The sequence below is a fragment of the Paenibacillus sp. FJAT-27812 genome, from assembly GCF_001273905.1.
In the GTDB taxonomy this organism is placed as follows: domain Bacteria; phylum Bacillota; class Bacilli; order Paenibacillales; family Paenibacillaceae; genus Pristimantibacillus.
On record NZ_LIGH01000001.1, the window covers coordinates 7,179,841 to 7,203,048 of the forward strand.

19 protein-coding genes and 1 pseudogene are annotated in these 23,208 nt (G+C 45.8%); 7 read left to right on the forward strand and 13 right to left on the reverse strand.

The genetic code is table 11. The features are described 5' to 3' along the window. The first annotated feature begins 21 nt into the window (after positions 1 to 21). The 3 genes from nagE to ptsP are packed head-to-tail and all read left to right on the forward strand — an operon-like array spanning position 22 to position 3,503. Entirely contained in the window at positions 22 to 1,473 is a 1,452-nt protein-coding gene (gene nagE / locus ADU23_RS30890) for an N-acetylglucosamine-specific PTS transporter subunit IIBC (protein WP_053377269.1), read from the forward strand. A gap of 27 nt (positions 1,474 to 1,500) precedes the next feature. Continuing rightward, on the forward strand, positions 1,501 to 1,773 hold the full coding sequence (locus ADU23_RS30895; protein ID WP_053377270.1) for an HPr family phosphocarrier protein: 273 nt from the start codon (positions 1,501 to 1,503) through the stop codon (positions 1,771 to 1,773). Next, positions 1,773 to 3,503, forward strand: a complete 1,731-nt coding sequence (gene ptsP / locus ADU23_RS30900) for a phosphoenolpyruvate--protein phosphotransferase (protein ID WP_053377271.1) — start codon at positions 1,773 to 1,775, stop codon at positions 3,501 to 3,503. The genes ADU23_RS30895 and ptsP overlap by 1 nt, the downstream gene beginning before the upstream one ends. Before the next feature lie 103 nt (positions 3,504 to 3,606). Here ptsP and ADU23_RS30905 read toward each other — a convergent pair whose 3' ends face one another. The 10 genes and pseudogenes from ADU23_RS30905 to ADU23_RS30945 all read right to left on the reverse strand — a co-directional run bounded on the left by ADU23_RS30905 (position 3,607) and on the right by ADU23_RS30945 (position 14,641). Then, complete coding sequence (locus ADU23_RS30905; protein ID WP_053377272.1) at positions 3,607 to 4,917, reverse strand: GHKL domain-containing protein; 1,311 nt, start codon at positions 4,915 to 4,917, stop codon at positions 3,607 to 3,609. Positions 4,918 to 4,979: 62 nt separating this feature from the next. Further along, on the reverse strand, positions 4,980 to 6,569 hold the full coding sequence (locus tag ADU23_RS30910) for a sensor domain-containing diguanylate cyclase (protein ID WP_053377273.1): 1,590 nt from the start codon (positions 6,567 to 6,569) through the stop codon (positions 4,980 to 4,982). A gap of 167 nt (positions 6,570 to 6,736) precedes the next feature. Continuing rightward, positions 6,737 to 6,856, reverse strand: a pseudogene (locus ADU23_RS33875) (helix-turn-helix domain-containing protein); the annotation flags it as partial. Between the two features lie 32 nt (positions 6,857 to 6,888). Further along, positions 6,889 to 7,272, reverse strand: a complete 384-nt coding sequence (locus ADU23_RS30915) for a retropepsin-like aspartic protease (protein ID WP_053377274.1) — start codon at positions 7,270 to 7,272, stop codon at positions 6,889 to 6,891. Continuing rightward, on the reverse strand, positions 7,269 to 7,517 hold the full coding sequence (locus ADU23_RS30920) for a hypothetical protein (protein ID WP_053377275.1): 249 nt from the start codon (positions 7,515 to 7,517) through the stop codon (positions 7,269 to 7,271). Before ADU23_RS30920 ends, ADU23_RS30915 begins: the two co-directional genes overlap by 4 nt. 851 nt (positions 7,518 to 8,368) lie before the next feature. Then, a complete protein-coding gene (locus tag ADU23_RS30925; protein ID WP_006040330.1) occupies positions 8,369 to 8,593 on the reverse strand; it encodes a helix-turn-helix domain-containing protein in 225 nt (74 codons plus the stop codon). Between the two features lie 125 nt (positions 8,594 to 8,718). Further along, the gene (locus ADU23_RS30930) at positions 8,719 to 9,375 is read right to left on the reverse strand and encodes a class D sortase (protein ID WP_053377276.1); all 657 of its coding nucleotides are present in this window, start codon (positions 9,373 to 9,375) and stop codon (positions 8,719 to 8,721) included. 15 nt (positions 9,376 to 9,390) lie between these two features. After that, entirely contained in the window at positions 9,391 to 9,825 is a 435-nt protein-coding gene (locus tag ADU23_RS30935) for a GtrA family protein (protein WP_053377277.1), read from the reverse strand. Further along, positions 9,818 to 10,819 (reverse strand): glycosyltransferase family 2 protein, encoded by a 1,002-nt coding sequence (locus ADU23_RS30940; protein WP_053377278.1) that lies wholly within the window; start codon positions 10,817 to 10,819, stop codon positions 9,818 to 9,820. The genes ADU23_RS30935 and ADU23_RS30940 overlap by 8 nt, the downstream gene beginning before the upstream one ends. 15 nt (positions 10,820 to 10,834) lie before the next feature. After that, on the reverse strand, positions 10,835 to 14,641 hold the full coding sequence (locus tag ADU23_RS30945; protein WP_053377279.1) for a phospholipid carrier-dependent glycosyltransferase: 3,807 nt from the start codon (positions 14,639 to 14,641) through the stop codon (positions 10,835 to 10,837). A gap of 312 nt (positions 14,642 to 14,953) precedes the next feature. Here ADU23_RS30945 and ADU23_RS30950 point away from each other — a divergent pair, with 312 nt between their 5' ends. Beyond that, the gene (locus ADU23_RS30950) at positions 14,954 to 16,087 is read left to right on the forward strand and encodes a glycosyltransferase family 2 protein (RefSeq protein WP_053377280.1); all 1,134 of its coding nucleotides are present in this window, start codon (positions 14,954 to 14,956) and stop codon (positions 16,085 to 16,087) included. A gap of 122 nt (positions 16,088 to 16,209) precedes the next feature. Here the strand turns inward: ADU23_RS30950 and ADU23_RS30955 are convergent, their stop codons facing one another. Further along, complete coding sequence (locus ADU23_RS30955) at positions 16,210 to 17,280, reverse strand: hypothetical protein (RefSeq protein WP_053377281.1); 1,071 nt, start codon at positions 17,278 to 17,280, stop codon at positions 16,210 to 16,212. A 53-nt stretch (positions 17,281 to 17,333) separates the two neighbouring features. Continuing rightward, positions 17,334 to 18,443: a polysaccharide biosynthesis C-terminal domain-containing protein gene (locus ADU23_RS30960; protein ID WP_053377282.1), complete on the reverse strand. Its 1,110-nt coding sequence runs from the start codon at positions 18,441 to 18,443 to the stop codon at positions 17,334 to 17,336. Between the two features lie 332 nt (positions 18,444 to 18,775). Between ADU23_RS30960 and wecB the strand changes: the two genes are divergently transcribed. The 3 genes from wecB (at position 18,776) to ADU23_RS30975 (ending at position 21,742) form a co-directional block, all read left to right on the forward strand. Further along, complete coding sequence (gene wecB / locus ADU23_RS30965; protein ID WP_053377283.1) at positions 18,776 to 19,903, forward strand: non-hydrolyzing UDP-N-acetylglucosamine 2-epimerase; 1,128 nt, start codon at positions 18,776 to 18,778, stop codon at positions 19,901 to 19,903. A gap of 67 nt (positions 19,904 to 19,970) precedes the next feature. Further along, positions 19,971 to 20,954, forward strand: a complete 984-nt coding sequence (locus ADU23_RS30970) for a polysaccharide biosynthesis protein (RefSeq protein ID WP_053377284.1) — start codon at positions 19,971 to 19,973, stop codon at positions 20,952 to 20,954. 62 nt (positions 20,955 to 21,016) lie between these two features. Beyond that, complete coding sequence (locus tag ADU23_RS30975) at positions 21,017 to 21,742, forward strand: glycosyltransferase (protein ID WP_053377285.1); 726 nt, start codon at positions 21,017 to 21,019, stop codon at positions 21,740 to 21,742. Positions 21,743 to 21,847: 105 nt separating this feature from the next. Here the strand turns inward: ADU23_RS30975 and ADU23_RS30980 are convergent, their stop codons facing one another. After that, positions 21,848 to 23,167 (reverse strand): nucleotide sugar dehydrogenase, encoded by a 1,320-nt coding sequence (locus ADU23_RS30980; protein WP_053377286.1) that lies wholly within the window; start codon positions 23,165 to 23,167, stop codon positions 21,848 to 21,850. Positions 23,168 to 23,208 lie beyond the last annotated feature (41 nt).

The following is a 23,208-nucleotide window of genomic DNA, read 5'->3' on the forward strand; positions in this document are numbered from 1 at the left end:
AAGAAAAGAGGACGATCAAACATGCTGGCCTCTCTACAGAAAATAGGTAAAGCATTAATGCTCCCGGTTGCCGCGCTGCCTGCGGCTTCCATTTTGCTTCGTTTTGGCAATATCGATTATGTGAAGGACTTCCATATGGGAAGCGCCGGTGAGTTTATCAATCAATACGTCGCCCCGTTTCTAGCGGCTGGCGGATCCGCAATATTTGACCACTTGCCGCTGATTTTCGCTGTCGGCGTTGCGATTGGGCTTGCTGGCGACGCGGTTGCCGCGCTTGCCGCTGTTATCGCCTATCAGGTGCTTATTACAGTTCAAATTAAAGTCCCTCTTGTCTTCACAGGCATTGTGGGAAAAGATGTTGTCCTGAATATGGGCGTACTAGGCGGTATCATTGCAGGTCTAATCTCTGCTTACTTATATAAACGGTTCCATACGATTAAGCTGCCCGACTGGCTTGGCTTCTTCAGCGGAAAACGTTTTGTTCCGATTATTACGTCGCTGGTTATGGTCGTTGTTGCGCTCCTGCTTGGCCTCGTATGGGGACCTGTTCAAGGCGCACTCGATACGTTTGGACGCTGGATTGTCGGCTTTGGCGGCATCGGCTCCTTCGTATTCCTTACGGCCAACAGGCTGCTCATTCCTACTGGCTTGCATCATGTCCTCAATTCAATCGCTTGGTTTCAAATCGGCGATTACACGGATGCTGCCGGCAAAGTTGTGCATGGCGATTTGACGCGTTTCTTCGCCGGGGACAAGACGGCGGGGATGTTCATGACCGGGTTTTTCCCGATTATGATGTTCGCACTTCCTGCGGGCGCGCTAGCTATCATTCATACGGCACGCAAAGAGAAGCGCAAGATGGTGGCCTCCATCTTTATCGGGACCTCCTTCGCCTCCTTCCTTACCGGGATTACGGAGCCGCTTGAGTTTGCCTTTATGTTCGCTGCACCGTTTCTGTTTGTCATTCACGCCCTGTTAACCGGTTTGTCGGGTTTTATCCTTTATCAAATGGATGTCAAACACGGCTTTGGCTTCTCTGCCGGTTTCATCGATTACGCGGTCAATTATCAGCTTGCGACCAACCCGCTACTCATTATCCCTGTCGGGCTTGCTTTTGCGGTCGTTTACTACTTCTTGTTCCGCTTCATCATCATTAAGTTCAACATCAAGACACCTGGCCGCGAGGACGAAACCGCGGAGGACAAAAAAGCTGAACATGCCGCGTCTGCAACTGACGGCGACAGCAAAGCTGCAAACGTACTGCAAGCGCTTGGCGGATCTTCTAATATCGTAGGCTTGGATGCTTGCATTACAAGGCTGCGCTTGGTCGTGAAGGATGAGACCGTCGTCAATGATTCCAAGCTTAAGGGCATGGGAGCAGCTGGCATCATTCGTTTAGGCAAAGGAGCCGTACAGGTTATTTTCGGCACGCAATCCGAGCAGCTAAAGGATGAAATCAAAAAAATACTGTGAAGTTACAACTAATAGGAGTGGAAAACGATGCAAAACAGCTTTACTATAAAAAACCCATTTGGTATTCACGCTAGGCCTGCACGCAAAATCGTCGACGCGGCTAAAGCATCCGCCGGTGCCGTTACGCTTGAGAAGGACGGCAAAAGCTTTAACGCAAAAAGCCTTGTTCATGTCATCTCCGTTGGAGCAAGGCAAGGCGACAGCATCACCGTTACAGCTGAAGGCGAAAACGCAGCGGATGTCATCTCCGCTATCGGAGCGGTATTGGTTTCAGTCGAGCAGCATAGGAGCAATAAATGATGCTTCTTCAAGGGATTGCCGCATCGCCCGGTTATGCAATTGGCACAGCCAAGATATTGTCGGTGAAAGCAGTACAGATCGTTAAAGAACAACTTGATGCCAATCAACTGGATAAAGAGGTCGCTCGCTTCGAGGCTGCGGTCGCGGCAACCCGCGTGGAGCTTGAAGCGATACATGATAAGCTGGTCAGAGAGAATAAGGAAGCAGAAGCTGAAATATTCGAAGCGCATATTATGCTGCTTGAAGATGAAGAGCTTATTGACCGCTCGAAGGAGATGGTTAGCAAGGAGCGAATAAACTCCGAATTTGCTTTTTACACTACCTCTGAGGAAATAGCCGAAATGATCAGCTCGCTTGATGATCCTTATTTGAAGGAACGGGCAGCAGATATTCGTGACGTAAGCCGCCGGGTGTTAAATAAATTGCAGGGCATAACCTCCGCTTCTGTAAATGGCGAGGCAGGCAACATCATATTGTTTGCAGAGGATTTGACGCCATCGGATACCGCGCAGCTGGATCCGAACAAGGTCATTGGCTTTGCGACGCAGGCAGGCGGACGGACGTCGCATTCCGCTATTATTGCAAGATCAATCGGCATCCCGGCTATCGTAGGCATTGGAAATATGCTTGAGAAGGTTGTAACGGAAGGTCAAACGGTCATTATCGACGGTACAGAGGGACAAGTTATTATCGATCCTGATGACGATACATTAGCCCGTTACTCGCAATTGCAGCAAAAGCAGCTTGAGCATGAGCAATTTTACCAAACCTATATGAACCAGCCTTCAGTAAGCAGCGACGGCGTGCAGGTAGAGCTTGTCGCGAATATCGGCTCGGTAAAGGATGCGGAGCAAGCCGCAAAGATGGGCGCTGAAGGCATCGGATTGTTCCGTACCGAGTTTCTCTACATGGATGCAGCGGAACTGCCTTCCGAAGATGAGCAGTTTGAGGCTTATCGCAAAGCAGCCGAAACGTTCGGCAGCGATGCTCCAATCGTCATCCGAACATCCGATATTGGCGGCGATAAGGAAATCGCTTATATGAATCTGCCGAAGGAGGACAATCCTTTCCTAGGCTTCCGCGCGATTCGCATCTGCCTAGATCGACCGGATATGTTCAAGACGCAGCTTCGGGCGATTTTGCGGGCAAGCGCGTTCGGCAATTTGAAAATCATGTTTCCGATGATCGCTGCGATTAGCGAATGGCGCAAAGCGAAGGCTCTGCTGGAGGAAGCGAAGCAGGAGCTGACCGAAGCAGGCATCGCATTCAACAAAACCATCGAGGCTGGCATCATGATTGAAATTCCGGCTGCTGCCATAATCGCCGATAAGTTCGCGAAGGAAGTTGATTTCTTCAGCATCGGCACCAATGACTTGGTGCAGTATACGATGGCGGCCGATCGGATGAATCCGAAGCTCGGCTACTTAAATGACCCGCTCCACCCCGCCATCCTACAGCTGATTGAGCGCGTCATTACGGCTGCTCACGCAAATGGCAAATGGGCCGGAATGTGCGGCGAAATGGCTGGACAAAAGCATGCTCTGCCTATCTTGCTCGGCCTTGGGCTTGATGAATTCAGCATGAGCGCGAGCGCAGTGCTGCCGGCACGCGCCCTGCTTGCTAAGCTGTCCCAGCAAGAGATGAAGGCAATAGCGCATGCGGTTCTAGAGCTGGAATCGGCTGAAGAGGTTCGCGCTTATGTTGAGACGCATGTGCCAGCACTGAAATAACGATGCTCATAAAGCAGGGCAGGCGATCAAGGTAATTACCCTTGCTCGTCTGCCCTTTCTTTTTACATCGATAAACAAAGCTCACTTTGCAGAGCGCTACCCATTAAATCGTAATTTCAATAAGAAGCTTGTCCTCCTCGTAAGTAAAATGTATATCACCCTTGTACTTCTCCACCGTTTTCCTTACGATCGTAAGGCCGTTCCCGCGCAAGGACTGACTCTCTCCTTTTGTCGTAAACCCGCTCTGAAAGAGGCTGCTGCACTCTTTATCCGTAAGCACTGCCGCATTTTCAATCGCAAATTTGTATTTCCCTTTATCCGTTTTGCAGCTGACACGAATCTTTTGCGGCAGCTCGCTGAACGACGCTTCAACGGCTTCAATCGCATTATCCAGCAGATTCGAGAACAGTTTAATCAGATCCATCGATTCCATTTTGTTAAAATCGTTAAATTCCGTTTCAAATTCGATATCAATGTTTTTGGAGTGAGCCAGCTCCCACTTGCTTTGAAACAATACCATCAAAAACGGGTTTTTAACCCGCAATGACAACTCGAGCGTTCTGGACTCAACCGTAAGCTGCTTTAAATATTCATGCGCTTTGTCATACATGCGAATATCCATTAAGCCGTTCAGCACTTGAAGATGATTCATCAAATCATGCCTGCTTGATTTAATCGTGCCTACTATTTTTCCAAGCTCGGAAATGTATATCGTCTCCGATTCCTTCAAATCCTGATTCAAGCGGGCTTTATACCATTTGTTCAAAAAGAATACGCCGGCTAACAATACGAGTGCGAACAATACGTCCATGCCAAAGATCACCGTATTGTTTTTGATGACATGCTTGCTGATATAACCTAATTCCTCGGCGGCAATATCGATTCCGACAACCCCGATATGCTCGCCCTTATCGTTAAATATAGGGACGCCAACGGACATATATGATCCGGTTCGTTCATCATGAATAACGCCGGTGTAATAGTTTTTGCCATGTTTGGCAAGCCTCACTGCTGACGCAGGAACCGTGCATGGAAAGCCGATAGGCAAATCCTCTACGCCAGGCGGAATGGCTGATACCACGATTTTGGAGACATCGCTGTCGTCCAGCAGCAGCGTATATACATATAGGGCGTTAATTCGTTTGCGAAATTCCTCCAAATAGCGCTTCGTTGCTTGATAATTCCCATCATACGTTTGGCTTTGGAGAAGCTTACCGTAACTCTCTAGATCCAGTCCCTTTGCCATTTCCTTCGCGATCTCGGTGTACTGCTTCGCCAGCGCGATCTCAGCCGATTTATTCGTGGAGTGATAAGAGAAAAACACCTTCATGCCGGTGAGCAAGCTTAGAGCCGCAATCGAGATGACGAAAAAATAAATCATTCTTTTTTTTGTAGATAATAGGTTCAGATTCATTAGATTAATCCTTTTCAGCACTAAGTTATTCAATCAAAAGCGGCATACCTGCAAGCTAACAGCTAGCCGGCTATTACCGTTTGATTTCTTCCTGCATTTTTGGCCTTGTATAACGCCTGATCAGCGAGCAAGAACAATGCGTCCGCATGGCTTGCCTGAGATGGAAAATGTGCCGCCCCAAGCGAAACCGTAACGGCCTGTTTCAGATGATTTTCGCTTTTCTCCATCGTGATCCTTATACGTTCGGCCGTTTCATAAACTTCATGAGCCGTCGCAAATGGCAACAGCACAACAAACTCTTCGCCGCCGTAACGGCTGCATACAGCGCCTGCCCTTACGGATTGCCTGACTATTTCAGCCAGATGCTGCAAAACTTTATCTCCCTCTTGATGGCCATAATTATCGTTGATAGATTTGAATCGATCGATATCCAGAACAAGAATGGAATAAGGCTTTTTCTCCTCTACCCACTGCTTCATAATGATTTCTAACGTTCGACGGTTGCTAAGCCCGGTCAAAACATCGGTCATAGCCGCTTGGGTCAATAAATCGGTTTGCGCTTTAATGCCGCTCATCGCCAGTATGACGGTCTTTGTTAATGAATCCGCTTCTCTGTTCCAATGATGCCTCACGGGCGGTAACACAACCTCTTCCTTTCCTATTTTGCTGACGAGGTTGGATAGCGTTACGAATGGCTTAGCTAGTCGGCGAGCAAACCCAATCGTCACCAGCAGCAATAGAATAAACGGAATGAGCGTATAAAGAAGAATCGACTTAATATAATCTTTTAATTCTGCGTTCACAGCACATGCTGGAGAAATCACAATAACTCCCCATTTGCTCTCCGGCACATAGGAATATCCAGCGAGCAGGGTCAATCCGTTTGAATCAACGGTCTGCTCAAATCCGCTTTTTCCCTGGGCAAGCCTCTGGACGATTTCGCCATCGTTAATGGCTTGTCCGTTATGGCTATTATCAGGATCATATAGCAAATGGCCGTCTGAGCCAACCACATAGAAGTAAGAGCCATTCTGATCAATGCTGTCTTTCCCGTAAATCATATTTAAAACGTTGTGCTCTTGCAAATAGATGGAACCGCCGATAAAACCGCGGTAAGCGCCATTTCGATCGAATAAAGGTTCACTGATGAACACAAGCAGCCTATTCGACACAGCGCTAACATAGGGCTTCGAAATGTAAGGCTTTTTTAGTGCTAATGCTTCGAGCGGCGGCTTCGTCTTAACCCTCTCTCCTGTTGCGCTTAATGATGGTGGAGAAAAAACGCGTATGATGCCCTCTTCATCCACCACGATAATCGAATTAAAAAAATTGCTGCTTTTGCGTATCAGATCAAGATGCTTTTCCGACTCAGCTGTACTTTGTGTATCGTTCATAGAATAAAATGCTGCTGCATTTTTTAGGCTGCTGCGCATCGATATAAATAAAGAGTCCATCGTTTGACTCATCTTGGCTGCAGTGGAGTGATTCAAAGTAAGCGTCGTTTCAATTAAAGATTTTTTCTGGGATTGATAGGATGCGAGTAGCAAAATCGTTAATGTAAGCAAGACAGAAATCGTAACCAGGCCTGTCAAAAGCGTTGCCAAGCTAATCTTCTTTTTCTCAGATGCTTTATTCAGGCGTAATTTATACATATTAACCTTCCTCAACATCATGTTATTATTTATTATTCGACCGCATTCGACAATTCCCTTCTCCATCTTTCATATAATTACAATAATTAGAAGCACTTTGTCACATATTGGCAAACGCAAAAAAATAAGACAGCATATCGCTATGCCGTCCGGATTAGGTTGCTATGTTAGATTTGTAATTCACCAAGCTTGATTAGCTCGACAACCGCTTGTGAACGACCTTTTACGTTCAGCTTTTGCATGACATTAGAAATATTATTTAGAGTACACTGGGATATTACAAGGAAGGCAGCCAGCTCATGATAAGAAAAACTATCTGTCAGCGGGAAATAGGCGTGTAGAGTTCAAGTTTATCCATATCCACAATAAAACCATGTGTTTTTAGAATATCCAGTCCGAGCAGTCCCTTATGCGACTTGGGAAGCATGCCAACATCGACCTCTATTTTCTCTGCTTTTAGCTTATCAAGCTGGATGTAGTCCATAACTTTCGTATAAAAAGGAACGGTACCACCGATGCCATACGCTTCATAAACGGGGTCTCCGTTTTCATACGTTACTCCAATAGCTTCCAAAGTATCAGGGTTAAAAACAGTATGTGTAGAGCCTGTATCAATAATAATATCGGTAACCTGCAACGTTTTCCCACGATAACAAAGAGTGATTGCAGCAGTCAGGAGCTGTCCGTCATAATTCATCTTCATGAGCCGCGTCTCACTCTCAATAGCGGATCCTTACGCAAATGGATAACACAGTCCTCATTGGAAGTGTGATAAACAATACTACCTGGCTCGGCACTAAAAAATGCCTTGTTTGCATCTAATGCGGGAACTGCTCGTATTGGAGCAACTTCCGTCACGATTTTTTTATCTTCTTGCTCGGTATAATCGAGTATGGAAATCAAAACAAATTGGTCAGGGAACAACTCTCTGACTTGTTTCCATTTCATCGTTATATCACTCCTACTGTCTACTGTCATTCATGTCTTTATTTTACCATAAAAATTCATTTCGCATTGGTAATACCGATAAATGATTTATCGGGAAGTCTACTTTAATTATAAAATACATCGACTGAGAGGAATTGCTTATAATTGGAATCAATTATCTGGACCGAAAAAAATATTTAAATCTTATTTCATTTATTGAGCTAAATCGAAATCCAATCGATTTCAATAATAGGCTGTATTTTTATTATGCTTTTGTGTATCTGTTCATAACCATATTAACCATAGTACCACTAGGGTTTTTCTGTTTCTCGGAAGAAAACTTCTTCAAAGAAGCAGAACCAGAAAATTATTTATTATTGCTTCTATCGTCGGAGTTGTTTTAGGTTTCATATTCTTTTGGGGATTATTAAAATATATTGTTCCATTGTTGCCTTATTATTTGTTCTACGCTTCAAAAAATTCTTCTTGGTGGGAGGTACTAATCAACTACCTAGCTTTCTCAAAAGAGTTACATTCGAGTGTATCAGGAAAAGAACTATATTGTAATACGTGATAATCAAAACAATATACACAACATTTTCACTGACCAAATTACCTTAAAACAATACGTCTCCAACCCAAGTAATGTGGATCAGCGTCACTTTAGCATAGCTAATGAGAGAGGTCTGGAAGAAACTCTTCAACATCCCCAGTAATTGATCTTGTTTTTCTACTATTACAAGCTATTCTTTCTGACGTTTTGTTTCCTTCTTACGGTCGCTAACCTTCAATGTTTGTCACCATTTGTAAGGATAAGCATATAAAAAAAATAAGACAGCATATCGCTATGCCGTCCGGATTAGGTTGCTATGTTAGATTTGTAATTCACCAAGCTTGATTAGCTCGACAACCGCTTGTGAACGACCTTTTACGTTCAGCTTTTGCATGACATTAGAAATATGGTTGCGGACGGTCTTCTCGCTGATGAATAGTTGCTGTGCGATATCTCTTGTTGTCTTGTCCTGTACCAACAGCTCGAATACCTCGCGTTCACGATGCGTCAATAAAAACTTGCTCTTATGGTCGCTACCCTTCAATGTTTGTCACCCCTCCTTGCGCGGGTTTTTATGGTTTAACAAGGTTAAGGGATACAGTCAACTTATACTATGAAGGGGCGATACCATTGGTGCTGCTGCCTAACGAAAATGGGCTCTGCTGCCGTTTACATTTTTGCGTGAATGATTAAGCGGTGAGTGGGGTTTACAATTGGGTCACAAGTGATTAAGGTGAGCAGCTTATCTTTGTTATTGTAATTAAGGACGGACACGTCGGTTGGCTTGACGATCGATACTTTATATACCTTGTATGTATAGGTTTTTTCCTTCGTCTCCACGACGATTTTGTCGCCCACCTCAAGCTCTCCGAGCCGGTTAAACAATCTTCCCTTTGAACGCATCCGATGCCCGGCGATAGCCGCGTTGCCGACCTCGCCAATGGCTGTCGTTTCCTTTAGATGGGCCGTTGCCGATTTCATATTTTTCTGGGTTGCTCCCTCGACCACTGGCAGCTTAAGTTTTATTTTGTCTATCTTAAGCGTTGCGATCGATGCGATTTTTTGAACGGGCGGAGCCGTCGTAGGAGCCTCTGTAGGCGTGCTTGCTGGCTGCGCTGTTGCAGCGGTGGATTCCTCGTTAAACAGATCCGTCAGCTGCTCATACTGCTGCTGCGCTTGCTGCTGGGGCGTTTCATCGAAGCTTGCGTCTTCCCACTCTGCCATCAGCTTATCCTGCTGGCGATTCTCGTACCATTCATTCGCTTTTGGGTAGAGCAATATGAGAATGCCAACGACGACCAACGTATAAGAAAATATTTTTTTCATTTTCCCCACCTTCCGCTAGCTGCTCTCGGCCTGTGTTCCATTCGTTGTAAAAACCCATTTTTTACTCCCGTAAAAATTAAGCAAAACGGTAACCCCCGTTACAATAACTTTGGCAACAAGATGATTGAGCCCCCACCACTGCGTTAAAGCAGCGAGCAGAAGCAGCGTGACGCCGAGCAAAATACCGTTCCATACGATAAACCTTACGCTCATGCCAAACTTCTTCGTGCCGCTTGATGTGTGGTTGCTCTTACTAAACGTATATCGGCTGTTGAGCACAAAGCTGTTAATCATCCCCGCGCTGTATGCGACCACCTGCGCGAGTAGATAATAGGCGCCAAACCAGATCAAGGCGGTGAACATCAAGAAGTCGACAGCCGTATTGAGCAAGCCGACAATATTGAAGGTTATAAATTGAGCGATAAGCTTTTTTCGGGACTCTTTAGACATACTCTTTCTTCCGATCGGTCTGCAGCGCTTCTGCTTTCCGCTCCGCTTCCTCATCGGCAAAACCTTTGACCTCGCGCACGATATACAGCGGCCTGTTTTTGGATTCATCATAAATTCGTCCGATATATTCGCCTATAATGCCAAGAAGCATGAGGATGATGCCGTTAAACAATAGATTAACCGCGACGATCGATGCCCAGCCTGCAATCGTGCTGCCCGTGAACAGCTTCTGGAAAATAACGACCAGCAGGTATAGAAAGCTTGTGAAGGATAGGGTGAACCCGATATACGTCGCAATCTTGAGCGGCTTGTAGGAGAACGAGGTAATTCCGTCTATCGCAAAAGCAATCATTTTCTTCAGCGGATATTTGGTTTCGCCCGCGAACCTCTCTTCCCGCTCGTATTCAACCATCGTCTGCCGGAAGCCGATCCAGCTGACCAGCCCGCGCACAAAGCGGTTTTTTTCCTTCAACCCGCGCAGCACGTCGCATACTTTGCGGTCAATGAGCCTGAAGTCGCCCGTATCAACAGGGATATCGACGTTCGTCAAGCTGCGCAGCGTCCGGTAGAAGATTTTCGCGGTCAGCTTCTTGAAGACAGTCTCGCCTTTGCGCTTCAGCCGTTTGCCGTAAACGACCTCATAACCTTCCTTCCATTTCGCGATCATATCGAGAATAACCTCGGGCGGATCCTGCAAATCCGCGTCAATGACAACAATTGCATCGCCCTGCGCATAATCCATGCCTGCCGAGATCGCAATCTGATGCCCGAAGTTGCGAGAGAAGTTAATAAGGCGGACACTCGGATCAAAATCGCCGATCATCGAAATCAATTCAACCGTACGGTCTTTGCTGCCGTCATTGACGAAAATAAGCTCATACGAACCGTCCGCGCCGTCCATCACGGCCTTGAGCCGCTCATACGTATGCTCGATGACCTCTTCTTCGTTATACATCGGAACGATAACGCTGTATTTTACAGGTGATTTGTTCATCCGCATGCCCCTTTCTTAAAATAACCAACTTGGAAACCAGCGAAGCACATGCTCAACGTACCAAGTTGGCACGGTCATACCGGAAAGAGCAGGATAATAAACAATAAATAATAAAATGGATACAACCAAGAAGATGTTCCTAACGCGCTTAAAGCTCGGCTCTTTCTCTTCGATTACTTTGAATATATACACCAAGCTTAAAATGATGAACGGCACCATAGCGAAGTAGTGGTATAGGAATGTGAGCCTAGTCACGAGCATCCATGGCACGTATTGCGCCAAGAACGCGATCCAAACCGTATACATCGCCCGGTCTCTCCGTTTGATGCTGAGCCAGATCGTCGCCGCCATCGCAAAAATGCCTGCCCACCAAATGAGCGGATTGCCCATCGCTACGATCGTTGATTTCATTCCAGGCGCCATATTGTCGCCTGAGTAGTACCACACCGGCCGCTTCATGAACGGCCACTCCCACCAGGAGGAGGAGAATGGATGCGTCGAAACGAGATGGCTATGATAGCTAAACATATGCTTCTGATAATCAATAAGACTTTTCAGCGTGTACCCTTCATCCATAACGGTAAGCACCGGAATATAGGACAACGCATAAATCGCGAGCGGAATAACGATATAGAAGACGAGACATACCGCGAGCGTAATGATCGTATAACGCGGAAACACGTTTACGATATGCTGCAGCTTGTCTAAGCTGAATGCAGACTCCGCTTTATCATTTCGCAGCACGCGCTTGGCTGCCGCATACTCCTTGTAGCGTTCAAATAAGGAAATAGCCAACATGATCGCAAGCCCGGCGCCGCCATAAAGCACGATCCACTTGGATGCGACTCCGATTCCAAAAAACAGCCCTGCCAAAAATAATGGAAGCAGCGTCACGCTTAGCTTGACCCGGTAAAAATTCAACGAATAATATTTGTGCATGAAATAAAACATCAGCATGATGAAAAACACGCCATAAACGTCGATCGTTGCAATTCTCGTTTGCGTAAAGTGCATGAAATCGGCTGCGAACAGCGCAGCGGCAAGTCCTGCGTATAGGCTGCTCTTAAATAGCCTTCTAGCAAACAAATACATGAGCGGCAGCATCGCGATGCCAAACAGCGTGCCCATGATGCGCCAGCCAAACGGATTTAGGCCAAACAGCTTAATGCCAAGCGCGATGATGATTTTGCCAAGCGGCGGATGCGTGTTCTCGTAAGCGACGATATGCTCCAAATGCTCATAAGCCGTGCGCGCATGGTAGATCTCATCGAAGTAAGAGCCATTCATATAGGTCGCATCATATTTCGCAAGGCCCTGCTCGTCGAACAGCTGCGGCACGCTGCCTCTTTTGGCATTTTTGGCTTGTTCATCATTTATACCAACGATCGGCAAAGGTATTTTGTTGCTTTGCTCATAGATCGCGATTTCATGCATGGAGAAGCCGGATTGCACCGTTGTCAGCTTCACATAACGCGCTTGCAGCGCCGCGGGCTGGCTCGTCCACGTAAAGACAGCGACATGGCTGCTGTCCATTTCCATTACGTTATCCCAATCGGTGCCGTTTTGGCTGAATTCGTATTTGAACTTCCCGGTGCCAACGCCGCCGAAGCTATTGATGCGGTCAAGCTGCTTCACTCCGCCCAAATCAACGATGAAGCTTTGATTCGCTTCTGCGGGCTGCCATTCGGTTACCGGCCCTTTCATCTCCCCTAGCTGGTAGAGAGCAACGATGGCATAAATGAGCGTAACAGCGCCCATCCATATCCAATCCTTGCGCTCGAGACGATTGTTTTCTTGGTTCAATCTCGAAACCGCTCCTGCTTTAAACGGAGCCAACACATTTTCGTCCGACTGCTGAAGCTCTTCCTCCAATAGAGGGCTTACCGGCTTCACTTTGCCGCGTACATATTTATCATATCCGATATAAAGCAAGTAAAGCAGAAGCCCAATATTTGCTAGCGAGCACAAGAGGACAATGCCATTAAACGGTACGTTTGTGCTGACTTTGCTGTAATCGAGCACGTATGTGACATTGATGAAGCTTGTAAGGCTGAATCCTAAATAGAGCATCAGCATTCTTCGGTCAAGCGATTGAATAAAGGCAAAGACCGCAAGCAATAGAACAGGGAACAGATAGCGCTCATGCATTTTCGTTACGCCCATAAACACGACTACAATGAGCACCATGCCTACGTAAAAAGCCCGCTTCGACGAATCGCCGTCCAGCTTTTTAAAGGAGAAATACGCCGCTAGCGCGACTGCCGCCAAAATAAAGATCATGCCCCATGTCTGGAACGAAAACAGCAGCCACGTATCGGCGATCGGCTTCCAGTTATCATTGGTCAGCGTATAAAAGTTAAAGGCGTTTAGCGTTGCATAAGGGTAAGAGGATAACGTTCCCCGGTACAAATTAATAAGGCCCGCTAATCCTCCATTGCCCCAGAAGAACGGCAGAGCGAGTAAAATAAACGTTGTAAAGCCGTAGAATGCGCTCACCGGGATTTTTCTCCAGGCTTTCCGATAAACGAACCAGACCAGCAGCACCGGCATAAAAATGAACGCTTGCGGCTTAATAAGCGCAGCTATCGCGAACCATACGGATGCGCGCTCGATTTTATTTTCCGCTATGCCGTAAATGGATAATACTAGCGCAAGCGCAAAAATCGAATCCACTTGGCCCCAAGCCGCTGAATCTACAATAATCGCTGGATTGAAAACGTATAGCAGCGACAGCCCTAAAGCTACTGAATAGCCGGCTTTCTTATTTGCCGCTTTAAAAATAAAATAAGCAGCCGCAAGATCAGCTAGAATGGCCGGCAGCTTGAACAGCAGCATCGCTGCATTAGAGGATGCGTCTAGCGCGAGCATGCTTTTGACAGCGCCTAGCACATACAGAATATAAATATAGCCGGGTGGGTAATCTACAAACATATCGGTATGGTAAAAGCCGGAGAGGCCCTGCTTCACCGCATGATCGGCCCAAGCCATAAACAACGCAATATCATTGGCATAACCTTTGCTCGCAATGGCAATCCAGAATCGCAGAGCGAGCGCCCCTAAGAGTACAAAGGCTAATATCACTTTATGCAAATGCGGCTTCTCGTCCAGCCAGCCTCGATCGCGAAACAGCTTCTTGTATACAGCAGCGAACAGCAAGCAAAACAGCGCACCGAACAAAATGAGCGGCAATACCGATACGCCAGCCCCTGTGGCGTCAGCACCTTGTCCTGTTTCTGTTGGTACCAAGCTGAATACTTCCGCGCCCGATGGAGCCTTCGACACCTTCTCCACGCTTACATCATCAAAATAGGCTTTGCCTGTATTGATGGCCCCATAACCGCCAAGACTAGCGGCAAACGTAATGCTCTTTTGATCCTTGCCCGTCTTCGCATAAAAATGAACGTACGCCCATTTGCCATTCGTATCCTTTACTTCCGGGTATGTAACGGCAACTCCGTCAACGAAAAAATGCGCTCCGGTTGCATCCGGCCCGATCTGCTCCGTCTTCACATATCCAGACAGCTTATAAGTCGTTCTAGGTTTTACGTTCACAACTTGGGTCCACCGCGAATGGTTGGCTCCCTTATTCTCTAGAACGGCGGAATACGTTCCTGTGTGCGACTCGTCGCTTGAGACCGAATAGGCCGTGACATTATCTTCTTTTAAATATGCGTCATGATTCCAATCAGCCGGCGCTCCGGCCGTTACATTTTCAAAGCTGGCGTTTTTTAAGAGATTAGTCGCAGCATGACCCATGACAGCAGGCCATAGTAGAGCTAGGAGAAGGACGATTGCCATTGAACGGAAGGATAGTTTGAACATTGCTTAATTGTTCACCTCATATTAGGTTATGTGGGGATTAATGGAATTTAAATGGAATTATTATTCTAGTTATTCAATTAGCATGACATATTAACTCTAAAGGATAATAACCGCATGGTCAATGCAAATAACGAAAAAGATCGCTATAAATGCGGGCATCTCTCCTCATCGTCTATTCTTCAATCCTGCCTTTGAATTCCCCTATGAAACTTTGCCTATTTACAGGAAGAAACTAGGAGGGTGCCGTGGCTGAAAAGGAACGGAAGAATACAATAATGTGGGTAACTAGATATAAGGGAGTGATGTTACGTAATGGCAGATGTAGGGATTGTAATGCCTGTGTATACACAGGACAGTAAATTATTCAGGAGGGCGATACAGTCTATCCTTAGCCAGAATTATAGAAACTTTAAACTGCTCATCGTAATAGACGGAATTACGAGCAATGTTCTGCGAATCGCGCGCTACTATGCCCGCAGAGATAAGAGGGTGCGTGTCATTCCTCGGAAGCAGAATCAGGGAACCGCGACCGCGCTAAACGTTGGCTTTGAAATTTTGCAGAAGCAGCACAGAATCAAATATTTGACTTGGGTATCCAGCGATAATTACTATTATCGCAGCTTCGTAGGCACGTTAAGAAATAAATTAAAAAAATCGCCTCCAAACGTCGGGCTGGCTTACGGCTGCTTTGGCCTTATTAGAGACGGCAGGCGACTGGACACGACAAAAACGTGGTTAATCTGGCAAAACCAGCCGAAGGAAAAATTAGTAGACTTCTACTTCATCGGCTACTCGTTTATGTATAAGAAAGAATATGCGATGCGAATAGCAGGCTGGCAGTACACCCCTGTCGAGGATTATGATTACTTTCTGCGCCTGACTGAAATTTGCGATATCGTCTATGTGCCAAAACTGCTGATGGACTTCATGCTTACAACCCCTCACAGCAATTCGATGCAAATTGAAAATAATATAGAGAAAAAGCGCAACCGCCGCTATATTATGTACCATGTCATGCATCAAGCCCGTTTGCGGAGAAATATTAGCCCTCTCATAACGGTAATCATCTATGCAGCAAATGCCTCCCCGCAATTCACGCAAAATCTAGAAACGTTATATGAATCAAATATATCAAACTATAAAGTAATCGTTTATGACGTGACGCCAGACCAAAGCATACTTCCGATTATCCAACTCAATCCTGATTCTCGTACCCAATACTTCTCGCATCCTAACGCTTCGATTGATGATATGATCAAGGAAGGCTTTAAATCAGTGGATACCCCTTATTTCTTGCTATACCGCACAGAAGAGCCGCTTCCCGATATTTATCATATCGATAAAATGCTTTACAGCCTTCCAATCGAAAACTATAATTTCGATGCTTCCGAAGATTCCAAGTTTTTAAAGCTGTACCATTCCGCTTCCATCCACCAGTTGACTTAAAAGGATTGAACAGCCGAGCAGCATTACAATTGCTGCTCGGCTGTTTTTTATTTCGGCAATCCATAAGCCAGGGGCTGCATGCAAGATTCATAACCTTGCAAGGCAGCCCCTGGCTGTTTAAGTTATGCGGTTACGAGAGCCGGGCTTGCAACCGGCGGGTAGCTTCCCATAAAATCTCCTAATATCCGTTGCTTCAAATAAGGATCGTAAATGATTTCTCCAAACAAAGAGTATTGGCCTTCATGATTGGTCCAAACGTCAAGCGCCACATTGTTCTGTATTTCCTGCGCAAAGAAGAAAGCGGTATTGGCATTATGGCTATGATTGATATAGACCGGGTGCGGAATGATCTCGTGCGGAAGCTGGATCGCTCCCGTCCAAATGCCAGTCTCGGAAGGCTGGAAAATATTATGCCTTACCCCTTTCAAATAATCGCTAACCTTGTAGATTAAGCAATTGAAGGAGCTGGAAAAATTAAAGTATTTGGCGAGCACGTCGGAAACGGAGTTGTAGATGTAGCCGTTTTGGCAGATTAATACTTTGGTTTCGGGTCTTGGCCTGTAATTGTAAAGCATGTCGATATACGCTTTATGATACATGTCATCGCTATAAAGATGAAGCTCATACCAATACTTATAGCCATTCAACTGGCTAATAACCGCGTTTTCATATTCACTGGCAGATATAAACGTAATATTCGAAGGCAAAGGAGGATAGTTGCGGAGCGCTTGATCGATGTACATCCTTGAGCTGTCATGATAAACAATGTAAGCAAGATAATGCGGATTGGTCTGGTTTTGCAGGCTTTTTAACGTAAAGTTCATGAAAATAGCTACTCTTTTATTAATCCATTCTTCTGTAAACTGCGTGTTCGCTTCAGGAAGCGTGACATCCGAGATAGAGGAAGGCAGCGTCTCCCGTACATTCAGATTATTAAAAGGGATATATACAATGACTCGCGTATTGCCTTCATGCGGCCGTTCCTCGCGAACGGAAGCACGCGCCCTTTTTCGTCTCAGCAGCCCTTTTCTTCTCCCTTTTTTTCTAAGCTTTAATGCTCTTGGCTTTGCTGTTCGTTTTCTGACGACCTTCGCTTTCCTTTTCCCTGCTGCTCGCTTTAGCACCTTGCCCTTGCGTTTTGCCACTGCCTTGGGCTTTGTCGCTGCCTTGCGTTTTACTGTCTTTTTCTTCAATAGAAACCCGCTCCTTTTAATGGTTTAGGTGGTCTTATCCCATCCTTTACCGGCTACACTTGACTTGGGTACGTATCAGGACGGCTCGCGTCAAAGATTTCGTTCGCCCAAAACAATACGATTAAATCGTCTTCGGAAATATTTTCGATGGCATGCGTATACCCCGGCGGAATGTCCAAAATCGTTATTTTCTCATCCGATAACGTGTAAGTGAACGATTCGTCCTCAAATATATGCCTAAATTTAACGAGCGCCTTTCCTTTTATAACGCAAAATTTTTCAACCTTCGTATTGTGGTAGTGATTCCCTCTCTCTACTCCCTTCACTGTCGTAGATACAAACAATTGGCCCGCATGCTTCGATTTAATCGCTTCAAACAAGCTTCCTCTATGATCGTTGAAGGTTTGGATGGGATAGGCAAAGTCTTGACGGTCCAGGTGGGACAAATAAGTCGAGTACAAATATTTCGTGAAGGGATCGGATAGCGTTGGAAGAATCGAGGTTGATCGGATTTTTTTGAATTCCATTAATTGATTTGCCAGTCCCCCCAATGTGACGGAGTATGTTGGCTCGATAGAGTAATAATGCCCATCGCTATGTTCGGACTGCGCCAATACAGCTAGCAGCCTTTTTACCACATCATCAATATAGGCGAGCTCCAGCTGTTGGTCCGGATCCGATATCGTTATCTCTAAATCTCTTGAAATATTGTGGCAGAAGGTCGCTACAACTGAATTGTAATGCGGCTTGCACCACTTCCCAAATAGGTTCGGCAATCGAAAAATATAAACATCGGCCGCTGTCTCGCTTCCAAACTGGATCAGTGCTTCCTCAGCCGCTTTTTTGCTCCTTCCATAATCATTATCCGATAAGGCGTGTATGGTCGATGCGAATATTATTTTTGGTTTTTTATTGTTTTGCTTGAGCCCTTTAATAATTTGCTCCGTCAGCTCAACATTGCCCTGAAAATCCTCTGGACGGACCGGACGATTAATGCCGGCCAAATGATAGATCACATCCGCGTTTGCTAGATAGGTGTCCAGCTCCTCTGCGCTGCTGCTTCTGTTGAATAAGAAAACATTCGCAGAATCTAGCTTCCCAAGCCCTTCCAACAAGTTTTTTCCAACAAACCCGTTTGAGCCTGTTATTAAAATATTTGTCATGACATTCCCCTCTCCGACATGTTTGACTCCTAAATATCTCTCTCTAGTATATGTCGTTCCTTCAACAATGCGATTCGCTATGAAAAATTAGGGCTTTAACCTCCTAGTCTATGAACTAAATCTCGTAGACATAGATGAATGACCGAAACCGTTGTTATATCTAAGGAATACGATAGAGTAATATTTCCATGCCGACATTGTCTTGAAGCATGCCCGCAGCAGCCGACCAGGAGGTGATACTTATCGTAAGGAAACAAAATGGTTCAGCTGCAGAGAGATCAGAGAAAAGGGAATGGAACGAACCATTACAATCTACCCGGAGGCGGTAATTAGTGAACAAATTGAAAGTAATGACGATCCTAGGGACCAGGCCGGAGATCATTCGATTGGCGTCCGTCATTAGAGCATGTGACCAATATTTTGATCATGTGTTTGTCCATACCGGACAAAACTGGGATCCTCAGCTCAATGATATTTTCTTTGAAGATTTAAAGCTCAGAAAACCCGATCATTATTTGAATGTTGTCGGCAAAAGCTTGGGCGAGACGATTGGCAATGTCATTTCCCGAGCCTACGATTTAATGGAAGCCGTACGGCCGGATGCCGTCTTGCTGCTAGGCGACACGAACAGTGCCCTAAGCGCGATTGCGGCAAAACGATTGAAAATTCCCATTTTCCATATGGAAGCAGGCAACCGTTGTTTTGATCAAAATGTGCCTGAGGAGACCAACCGGAAAATCGTCGACCACATCAGCGATATCAACCTGCCCTATACCGAGCACAGCAGACGGTATTTGCTGGACGAAGGTGTTCGCAAAGAGCATATTTTCGTAACGGGCTCGCCGCTTCCTGAGGTGTTCCTGCAATTTCAAAATGAGATTAACAAGAGTCATATATTAACCAAGCTGGGATTAGAGCAGAAGAAATATATTTTGTTAAGCGCGCATCGCGAAGAAAATTTAGATATCGACAATCGCTTTGCCTCATTAATAAAAGGGATTAACCAAGTCGCAGAAATTTTGCAATTCCCCATCATCTACTCCGCCCACCCAAGATCGCTTAAGAAGCTCCAGCAAAAACAAATGCCGCTCCATCCTCTCGTCAAAGTTCATAAGCCTTTTGGTTTTTTGGATTATAACCACTTGCAGCAGCATGCTTACTGCGTGCTCTCCGACAGCGGAACCTTAAGCGAGGAGTCCTCGATTCTAAACTTCCCTGGCGTATTGATTCGAACAAGTACGGAAAGGCCTGAGGTGCTCGATAAAGGCACGATCGTGATCGGCGGCGTGTCGGGAGATGAGATTTTGCAATCCATTCAGCTGGCAGTCGGCATTCAATCCAATAATCAGTCGAATATCCCAGTCCCGCCAGATTATCAGGATACGAATGTTTCCATTAAGGTGGTCAAAATTATTCAGAGCTATACCAAAATTGTGAATAGATCCATTTGGAATAAATAGAGCTGCCATTGGACGCAGCCGCAGACCAGTAAATGAGTTTAGGATAAGTTACCAAGGAGGGCTATACATGTTTAAGGATAAAATCGTATTAATTACGGGCGGCACAGGCTCGTGGGGGCAAGAATTAACGAGAAACCTATTGGAAACCAATCCAAAGGAAATCAGAATTTTTTCCCGCAATGAATTTACGCAGGTTGATTTGAAAAGAAAATTTAACGATCCAAAGCTGACATTTATAATTGGTGACGTTCGTGATTTCGATGCGGTATATGAAGCGTGCCAAAACGTTGACTTTGTGTTCCACCTCGCTGCCTTAAAGCATGTTCCCATTTGCGAATACCAACCGACTGAGGCGCTGAAAACGAACGTTCTCGGCACGCAAAACATTATAAAAGCCAGCATCATGCAAGGAGTTGAGAAGGTTATCGACGTCTCAACGGACAAAGCAGTCGATCCTATTAACTTCTATGGCATGACAAAGGCGATTGGCGAGAAGCTCATTATTAAAGCCAATGACATGAGCGAGAAAACACGCTTCGTTTGTATCCGCGGCGGTAATGTGCTTGGAACAAACGGAAGTGTTGTCCCTTTATTTAAGCAGCAGATTGTGGAAGGCAAAGAAATAACGTTAACCGACGTTGATATGACCCGTTTCTTCCTTACCGTTCCAGAGGCCATCCAGTTGTTATTGAAAGCAACGGCAGTGGCCATCGGCGGCGAGACCTTCGTTATGAAGATGCCCGCTTGCAAAATTATCGATTTGATCCAAGTATTGAAAAACATCTTTGGCGGAGCTCATTCGCCGATTAAGGATATCGGCATTCGTCCTGGAGAGAAGCTTCATGAAGTGTTGATTTCCTTATCGGAATCACCTAACTCCTATAAATACGATGAGCAATATTTTGTCATTCTGCCCTCGCACCCAACCGAGCTTCTGCTCTCGCACTACAATCACCTGCCTAAAGTAACCTTCCCGTATTTCCAATCCGATCAAGATTTGATGACCAATCAAGAGATTGAGCTTCTGCTTAAAAAAGGAAAATTCATTTAAATCCATTGAAGAAATAAGGAGGAGCTTCCCTTTACGAACAAACCTAGGTGGTGTGTGTGACAATGAAGAAGAAAAGGAAGGTAGCAGCTGATACGGGCGTTACGATTGTTACTTGTACGAACAAACTCCCGTATATGTACAATATTTTCAATAACTATGATCGGCAGATCTTAGATAATAAGGAGCTAATCGTTATTTTAAATAACGATCAGCTCGACTTAGCCGACTGGCAAGAGCGTTCGCTGCTGTATCCGAACATTTCCATTTATAAACTCCCCGAGTTTATAAGCTTAGGCGAATGCTTGAATTTTGCGGCTGAGCATAGCAAATATGATGTAATCGCAAAGTTTGATGATGATGACTTCTATTCAAGGTTTTATTTAAGCTCCGCTTTGAAGGCATTAAATACGACTAGAGCCGATATCATTGGAAAATGCACCTATCACACGTACTTGGAGGAAGACAGAACCTTAGCCTTGCGTTTTCCTAACCGTGAAAATGCTTATACCAAACATGTGGCGGGCGCAACGCTGCTGTTCCGCAAAAAAGTATTTCATCGCGTTCGCTTTCAGCCTATTTCGCTCGGTGAAGACGTCGCTTTCTTACGTGACAGCATTCATGCCGGGTTCAAAATCTATGCGACGAACCGGTATAACTATGTTTGCAATCGCAGAGCCGACCCGCTCTTGCACACTTGGCATCCATCCAAAGAATATTTTCTGAACAATGGCATCTTTATCACGCATACCGACGATTATCGCAGATATGCCGTCAATGAAAGTTATTAACCGATATCAAGAAAAATAAGGATGGCGATGGCCATCCTTATTTTCGTGTAAAAAAACAAAAACGAACGACCCGGCTGCCTTCAGCTCGTGTCGCTCGCCATTCCTTTATAGCTCGCCTTTGCCGCCGCCAAGCCTTACGATCTTAGCTTTGCCAACCGCATCCTTGGTAACATTCCGCGTGTCGTAGATCAGCGCCGCATGCTCAAGCAGAAGCGGCAACGGAAGGCTTGAGTGGTCGGTCGCTATGACGATACAGTCCATACTTTTAATCAACGCTTCAGTAAGCGGCGTACTCTCGAGAGTATGCGCCCCGACCTGCATGGAAGGCACGTAAGGATCATGATAGTAAACGCCCGCCCCTTCAATTTGCAGCAGATGAATAAGCTCAATAGAAGCCGATTCCCGATAATCAGCAATATCCGGCTTATAAGCAGCTCCATAAACTAGAATGTTCGTGCTCGTTAACGCTTTAGGGGCAAGATGCAGCTTTAGCTGCTGCGTAATATACAGAGGCATCATGCGATTGACTGCATTGGAGGTTTGAATAAAATCGGAGCTGATGCCGTATTGCTTTATTTTCCAAGCTAAATAAGAAGGATCAACAGGAATACAGTGGCCCCCGACGCCCGGTCCAGGGTAAAAGGCTTTGAAGCCAAACGGCTTCGTAGCGGCTGCCTCAATGATCTCCCAGAGATTTAAATCGAGCACGTCACAGATCATCGCAAGCTCGTTAATAAATGAAATGTTGACCAGCCGATAGGCGTTTTCGAGCAGCTTTGTCATTTCGGCGGCATCCGTCGAAGACATTTTATGAACCTGTGCGAATACTTGCCGGTACAATTCAACTGCCCTGCTCAAGCAGTCTGGCGTAATTCCGCTAACGACCTTCGGAATGTTTTCTACCCGGTATTCTTTGTTGCCAGGGTCTACCCGCTCAGGCGAATAGGCAGCGTGAAAATCTACCCCAACCCGCAAACCGGATTTACTTAAAATAGGAAGCAGCACCTCCCTAGTCGTTCCCGGATACGTCGAGCTTTCCAAAATGACCAATTGACCCTCTCTGAGCCTGCTCTTTATTTCTTTGGCTGCCTGCGTCAAAAAGCTCAAATCAGGCGTGCCATAGGAGGTCAGCGGTGTCGGCACACAAATAATAATGGCTTCCGCTTTATCCATAACGCTGTATTGATCCGATGGGGTGAAACGTTTGGCCTCTAAGGCCGATTGGATCTCCTGATCCTCTACTTCGATAATATAGCTCTGTCCTCTGCTCAGCTTTTTAATCTTTTGATGATCCAAATCAATGCCCAGCACGTGAAATCCCTTTTGGGCAAACAGCAAAGCTAACGGAAGGCCTACATAGCCAAGTCCTACTATGGCTACCGTCCGCGGCTCATCAGGGATGTTATTGAATCGTTCCTTGCTCATAATCTATGATCTCGCCCTCTTTCTAGCTGCTATAACCAACT